Genomic DNA, 6,857 nt, shown 5'->3' with positions numbered 1-6,857 from the left:
GTCCGGGCGTCGAGGGGTCGGGGGGTTGGCGCGTTCATCGTGCTCCTTCCTTGACCTTGCTGCCTTCGGAGGTGTCGGCCCGCTCCTCACCGGTCGGCCGCTCGGCCGGGCGGCGGGCGGATCGGCTGGGGCTGACCAGTAGGAACAGACCGCCGACGAGTCCGCCGGTGGCGGCGCCTACGGCGGTGGCCAGCGGCGGTGACGGCGAGCTGGGCGCGGTCGGGGCGTGCGCGGGGGCGAGGACGCGCAGTTCCACGCCTGTCTGCTCGGCGGCGTCCGCGCTGGTGTCGGTGAGCGCGGTGGCGACGGCGTTGGCGCGGACGGCGGCCAGTTGCGGGCGCGGCGCGGTGCCGGTGATCTCGATCATCGGCGCGTCGGGGGAGGTGGCGGACCGGACGCCGGCGCGGAGTCGGGCGACCGGCTCCCCCGCGACGTTCTGCGCCTGACGCAGCACCGCCGGGCTGGTGGCGACCCGACCGTAGGCCTGGGCGAAGCCCAGCGCCGCCTGCGGGTCGGAGTCCTTGGCGGGGACGGCAACCAGGTAGCCGGTGGCGCTGTACTGGGGAGTGGCCAGCATGCCGTAGGCCGCGCCGCCGCCGGCGCCGACGGCCAGGCAGAGGCCGATCGGCCACCAGGGCGGCAGCCGGCGCAGACCTCGGCGGGGCGAGAACCGCCGGGCGGCGGCGGGGAGACGGCGCGCGGCGCGGCGCAGCGACCGCATGGGCGAGGCGCGGCGGAGGACGCCCGGTGTGCGGCGGGACGGAGCGCCGCCCGTCCCGGGCCCCGCGGCGGACGCGGGCTCGGGCTCGGTGCCGGTAGGGGCGTCGGTGTCGGCGGCGGGCTCGGGCGCTGCGGTCCTGATGTCGGCCCGGCTGACGGCCCCGCTGTCGGCCCCGGTGTCGGAGCCGCCCTCGGCCTGGCGGTCGGCCCGGCTGTCGGGGGTGGTGTCCGTCGTGGTGTCCGTCGTGGTCTCGGTCTCGGTGGCGGTCTCGGTCATGGGTCGGCTCACTTCGGGTGGTCGGCGGTGGCGAGGGCGGTGGCGCGTTCGTACACGGCCATCAGCCGGTCGGCGCTGCGGCCGATGTCGTAGCGTTCGACGGCTCTGGGCACGGGCAGCCGGGTGGGCAGGCCGAGCGCCCAGGTGTGGTGGTGTGCGCGCAGGGCGGCGGCGAGCGCGGCGGGTTCCGGTGCCACCCGGCGGGCGCCCGGTGCCTCGTCCTCGGGCAGTTCGTCGACGGCGGGGCAGGTCACGTGGAGGACGGGGAGTCCGGCGGCCAGCGCCTCGAGTACGGCCAGGCCGAACGCCTCCTCCGTCGAGGGCGAGACGAAGACGTCCATCGCGGAGAGCATGGCCGCGACACCGGGCCGATCGGCGGAGGGCGTGCGTTCCTCGTCGCACTCCCCCGCGAACACCACCCGGTCGGCGGCACCGAGCCGTTCCGCGAGGCGGCGCAGCGCGGCGCGTTCGGGGCCGTCGCCGACGAGCAGCAGCCGGGCGGGCGGTACCTGGGCGACCGCCCGAACGAGCGCGTCGAAACGTTTGCCGGGGACGAGCCGGCCGACCGCGCCGACCGTGAAGGCGTCGGCGGGGATGGCCAGCCGGTTCCTGGCGGTGCGGCGGGCCGCCGGGTCGAAGCGGAAGCGGGCCGCCTCGATGCCGTTGGGGATCGTCTCGATGCGGGGGTGGGGCACGCCCCACTCGCGGAGGCGGCGGGCGACGGTCGCGGAGACGGCGATGGTGGTGGCGCCGAGGCGTTCGGTGGCCAGGTACATGGCCCGCGCGGAGTTGCTGAGCGGGCGGCCCTCGATGTGCGCGTCGCCGAGTGAGTGCTCGGTCGCGACGACGGCCCGGACGCCGGCGAGGCGTGCGGCGGTGCGGCCGTACAGGCAGGCCCGGTAGAGGTGGGTGTGGACGAGGTCGTAGCGCTCGCGCCGGATGAGGCCGGTCAGCCGTGGCAGGGCGGACATGTCCCGGTTGCCTCGCATGCCGAGGTGGAGGACGCGGCGGCCGTCGGCGCGGATGCCGGCGGCGACCGGTCCGGGGTTGGTGAGGGTGACGACGTCGCAGCCGATGGGCAGGTGGCGCAGCAGCAGCCGCAGTTGGCGTTCGGCGCCGCCGACGCCGAGTCCGGTGATGACGTGCAGGGCTTTCACCGTCCGGCCTCCCAGGTGGCGTTCGGCAGGACGGGTTCCTCGGTGAGGCCGCGTCGCCGCAGGGGGTGCAGGAGTTGCTTGAGGCGCAGCCGCGGCGCGGTGTCCTTCTCGTCGACGTGGGCGCGGGGCAGTGCGTGCGGGCCGGTGAGGTCGCCGGCGTCGATGGCGCAGGCGTAGCTGTAGCCGGCGCGGCGTACGGCGTCGACCGCGCGGGCGTCGACGGCGCCGTAGGGGTAGCAGTAGCCCTCGGGGGCGCGGCCGGTGATGTCCCGCAGCAGTTGGCGGCTGTAGGCGGTCTCGCGGCGCAGTACCTCGTCGTCGGCGGTGGCGGCTTCGGTGAGGTTCTCGTGGCGCAGGCCGTGCGAGCCGATCTCCATGCCGGCGCGGGCGACGGCCCGGATGCCCTCGGCGGTGAGCAGGGGTTTGCGCGGGCCGAGCGGGTCCCAGCTGTTGTCCTTGCCGAGCAGCCCGGGCAGGACGAAGACCGTGGCGGTGCACTCGTGGCGGCGGAGTACGGGGAGCGCGTTCTCCAGGAAGTCGGCGTAGCCGTCGTCGAAGGTGAGACCGACGAGTCCGTCGCCGTATCCGGCGGCGCGGGCGCGCAGCAGGGCGCCGACGCCGACGCCGGTGAGGCCGCGGCGGCGCAGCCAGCCGAGTTGCCGGTCGAGGCGGGCGGGGGTGACGGTGACGCGGTAGGGGTCGTCGCGGCAGTCGGACACCGAGTGGTACATCAGCAGCCACGGCGGCGGAGTGGGTCGGGGCCCGGTGCCGGGCTCCGCGTGGCGGTCTGCGGACGCCTGGTCAGCGGCCATGGCGGCGTACCTTTCGTTCGACGGCTCGTTTGGTGGCTCGTTTGGTGAGCGGGGCGACGGCCTTGCCGGCCGTGGACAGCAGTCGCGGCACCTCGGGTGCGCGGAGCAGCAGCGCCGCGACGGCGAAGGTCACGGTGACGGCGAGGGCTCCCCCGGCCGCCGCCGGCCACGGCGAGGGCAGCAGGGCGGCGACGGCCGTCCCGGCGGCGGTGGCGGCCACGGCGGCCACCGCCAGCCGGGCCAGCCCGCCGACGGCGGCGGCGACGTCGACCGGTACGACACGGGTGGCCAGGCCGCGCAGCAGCAGCCAGGCGCAGCCGGTGATGCCGAGCGCGTTGGCGGCGGCGATGCCGTGGATGCCCCAGTGGGGGGCGGCGAGAGCGCCTGCGACGACGGTGACCAGCAGTCCGAGCGCCATCGCGGCGGCCGGGTACCAGGTGGGGCGGGCGGCGGAGAAGAACGGTCGGGCGAGGGCGCCGACGAGGGTGTGGCCGAGCAGGCCGAGCGCGTAGACCCGCATCACGGAGGCGGTCGCGTCGGTGTCGGCGGGGGTGAACGCGCCGCGCTGGAAGAGAATTTCGATGAGTTGCGGGGCGAGGGCGATGACGTGGGCGGTGCCCAGCAGCACGATCGCGGCGGCCAACGCCAGGTCGCCCTCGACGCGCCGTCGGGCGTCCTCGCGGCGGCCGTCCGCCATCGCCCGGGCGACGACCGGGAAGGTCACGGTGCACACCATGAGGGAGAGCACCATCGGCATCTGCGCGACCTTCTGCGCGTAGTTGAGGTGGGAGATGGCGCCGGCGGGAAGCGTGGAGCCGAGGAAGCGTTCGACGAGTACCTGGCTCTGCCGGCTGAGCGCGAACAGCACGACGGGCGCGAGCAGTCCGAGGCCGACGAGCCCTGCGGTCCGCACGGCGGGTCGCCGCCCGCGCCGAGCGGCGCGCGGACCGCCGGTCGTCCGGCGGCGCCCGAGGGCCGGCAGTCGGGGCGGCAACGCCGAGAGGAAGGAGGGAAGTTGGACGAGGACCATCAGCAGGCTGCCGACGGCCACCCCGGCGGCGGCGGCCCGCACGCCGAGCACCGGGTGCAGGGCGAGCACGGTGCCGATGATGCCGAGGTTGTACGCGGTGTACACGGCGGCCGGGGGTGCGAAGCGGCGGTGGGCGCGCAGGGCGGCGCTGAAGTAGCCGGTGATGCCGAAGGTGAACAGGCTGAGCGCGGTCAACCGGGTGCACTGCACGGCCAGTTCGGGGTCGTGCAGGCCGGGTGCGAGCAGCCGGACCAGCAGGGGCGCACAGACGAGTGCGAGTGCGGCGACGGCGGCCAGCGCTGCGGCCAGCCGGGGCAGGGTGGCCGCGAGCAGGGTACGCACGGGGTCCGGCTCCGCCGTCCGGTCGCCGGTCCGGTCGCCGGTCTGCTCGGCCGCCGCGGCCCGGCGGGAGAGCGCCAGGCTGAACGCGGGCACCAGGACCAGCGCCATGGCGTCCTCGACCAGCAGGGTGGAGGCGAACTCCGGCACGGTCCAGGCGATGAGGAAGGCGTCGGTCTCGCTGCCGGCGCCGAAGAGCCGGGCGATGGTCTGGTCGCGGACCAAGCCGAGGAGCGCGCCGAGCGCGGTGAGCGCGGCGGTGAGGGCGGCGGCCCGGGCGAGGAAGCGCCCGAGGGCCGGGGCGGCGGCGTTCCGGCCCTCGCCGGGCGGCGCCGGCTCCGCCGAGGGGCGCGGACCGGTGTCCTGGCTCATCCGACCGCCTCCCGGGGCCGGACGGCGGAGTCCTGGGCAGGCGCGGTGTCCTGGGTGGGCACGGCCTCCCGCGCACCCGGCAGCGCGCCGGGCGGCACGGCCGGCGGGCCGCCGGTCGGGTCGCCCGGGCCCCGGGTGGCGTTCGGGTGGAGCGCCCACCAGGCGGCCAGACCGAAGACGACGCCGGTCAGCACGGTGGAGGGGCCGCCGATGTCGGCGTACAGGAAGTCGACGGTCTGCCACACCAGCAACCCGGTGGCGACCAGCCCGCAGTCGGTGCCGCGGGCCCGGCCGCGTCCGGCCGCCCGCAGCCGTCTCAGCCCGCCCACCAGCAGCACCGCCCAGCTGCCGACCAGCGCGGTCAGGCCGACCAGTCCCTGCTCGCTGAGGACGAGCAGGTACATGTTGTGCGGGGAGAGCAGGGGTTCGCGGTTGAAGCCGCGGCCCGCGCCGGCGGTGTCGCTGCCGGAGGAGAGTGCCAGGGAGGCGTGGCCGTCGCGGTGGTCGGGGAAGCCCCGGGGGCCGACGCCGGTGGCCGGGGACTGCCGCCACATGGAGACGGCCGCGGCCCACATGGTGTACCGGTCGGTGACGGACTGGTCGGGGGCGGCGGTGACGTCGGTGATGCTGTCGAGCCGTTCGCCGATCATCTGCGAGCCCACCCCGGCCCCGCCGACCAGGACGACCGCTGCCGCCGTCGCCGTCGCCAGGACCCGCAGCGCGGTACGGCGTCCGGCGAGCAGTACGACGACGCATCCGGCGGCGGCGGTGGCGATCCAGGCCCCCCGGCTGAAGGAGACGGCCAGCGGCCCCAGCAGTGCCGCGGCCGTGCCGAGCGCGGCGGGCCGCAGCCAGCGCGGGCTGCCGGCGGGCGGTGCCAGTCCGATCGCGAGGGCGACGAGCAGTCCGTAGGAGACGACGGTGGACATGCCCATCACGTCGACGGCGCCGAAGGTGCCGACGGCTCTGATGTCCTGCCCCATGTAGGAGGCGCCGGTGCCGGTGGCGTACTGGTGGACTCCGACGGCGCCCTGGACGACGGCGAGCGCGGTGACGGCGAGCGCGACCGTGCGGAAGTCCCGCCGGTGGCGCAGCAGCAGGACCAGCGCGGCGGGGACGAGTACGAAGACCTGGAGGGCGCGGACGAACCCGGCGAGGCTGGCCGCCGGGTCGAGGGAGGCGGCGGTGGCCAGGCCGACGCCCGCGGCGGGCGCGGCCAGGGTGAGGGCGGCGAGCGGGCCGAGCGGTCGGCGGCGGGCGCGCAGCAGCCGTAGGGCGCAGTAGCCGACGAGCAGCGCGGAGGCGGCGTCGGCCGGGGTGACGTGGCCGGAACCGGCCGCGTGTGCCGGGTCGGTGGGTGCGCACAGCAGCACGATCACCGCCAGCACGGGCAGTGCCGGCCCGGCGGCGACCAGCCACCCGCGCAGCGTCCTGGCGAGGCGGTACACCGGGGCCTCGCCGAGGTCCCCGGTGTCCACGCGGCCCGGGACCGGCCGGCTCGGCGGTGTCGGGCTGTTCGGACGCGGGTGCCGGACCGCGTCGTGTTCCCCCCGGGCCACTGTCAGCTCCCGCCGGGCCGGGCCAGCGACACGGCGGTGCGCAGCAGGATGCGCACGTCCTGCCACAGCGACCAGGTGTCGATGTAGAGGTTGTCGAAGCGGGCGCGTTCCTCGATGGAGGTGTCGCCGCGCAGGCCGTGCACCTGGGCCAGTCCGGTGATGCCCGCCGGCATCCGGTGGCGTTCCGCGTAGCCGCTGTAGCGCTGGCTGAACTGGCGTACGAAGTAAGGGCGTTCGGGTCTGGGGCCGACGAGGCTCATGTCGCCGCGCAGCACGTTCCACAGCTGCGGCAGTTCGTCCAGGGAGGTGCGGCGCAGCCAGCGGCCCACCGGGCTCATCCGCTGGTCGTCGGCGACGCTCCACAGGGTCGCGGACTCCAGCGCGTCCGCCGGGCGCAGGGTGCGGAACTTCAGCAGGGTGAAGGATCTGCCGCCCTGTCCGACGCGTTCCTGGCGGAAGAGGATGCCGGGCCCGTCGGCGAGCCGGACGGCGAGTGCGCAGGCCAGCAGCACGGGGGCGGTGAGCAGCAGGGCGAGGGAGGCGGCGGCGACGTCCAGCGCTCGTTTGGCGAGGGCGGCGGCCGGGCCGGGG

General features: G+C 76.3%; 6 protein-coding genes. All 6 read right to left on the bottom strand.

The features are described from left to right. Positions 1 to 34: 34 nt before the first annotated feature. Entirely contained in the window at positions 35 to 997 is a 963-nt protein-coding gene (locus tag FNX44_RS28615) for a YveK family protein (protein WP_181356208.1), read from the bottom strand. Between the two features lie 8 nt (positions 998 to 1,005). Continuing rightward, positions 1,006 to 2,154, bottom strand: coding sequence for a glycosyltransferase (locus FNX44_RS21785; protein WP_143650413.1), 1,149 nt, complete (start codon positions 2,152 to 2,154; stop codon positions 1,006 to 1,008). Then, positions 2,151 to 2,966, bottom strand: a complete 816-nt coding sequence (locus FNX44_RS21780) for a polysaccharide deacetylase family protein (protein WP_143650411.1) — start codon at positions 2,964 to 2,966, stop codon at positions 2,151 to 2,153. Before FNX44_RS21780 ends, FNX44_RS21785 begins: the two co-directional genes overlap by 4 nt. After that, positions 2,956 to 4,707, bottom strand: coding sequence for a lipid II flippase MurJ (locus tag FNX44_RS21775; RefSeq protein ID WP_143650409.1), 1,752 nt, complete (start codon positions 4,705 to 4,707; stop codon positions 2,956 to 2,958). The genes FNX44_RS21780 and FNX44_RS21775 overlap by 11 nt, the downstream gene beginning before the upstream one ends. Then, a complete protein-coding gene (locus FNX44_RS21770) occupies positions 4,704 to 6,155 on the bottom strand; it encodes an O-antigen ligase family protein (RefSeq protein WP_407699124.1) in 1,452 nt (483 codons plus the stop codon). The genes FNX44_RS21775 and FNX44_RS21770 overlap by 4 nt, the downstream gene beginning before the upstream one ends. 113 nt (positions 6,156 to 6,268) lie before the next feature. Further along, the coding region (locus tag FNX44_RS21765) for a sugar transferase (protein WP_143650407.1) at positions 6,269 to 6,857 on the bottom strand (589 nt) is incomplete at its 5' end.

The sequence above is a fragment of the Streptomyces alkaliterrae genome (genome assembly GCF_007097205.2).
Classification (GTDB): domain Bacteria; phylum Actinomycetota; class Actinomycetes; order Streptomycetales; family Streptomycetaceae; genus Streptomyces; species Streptomyces alkaliterrae.
The sequence above is the reverse complement of the archived record's forward strand: the minus strand, read 5'-3'. Positions and strand labels throughout refer to the sequence as shown.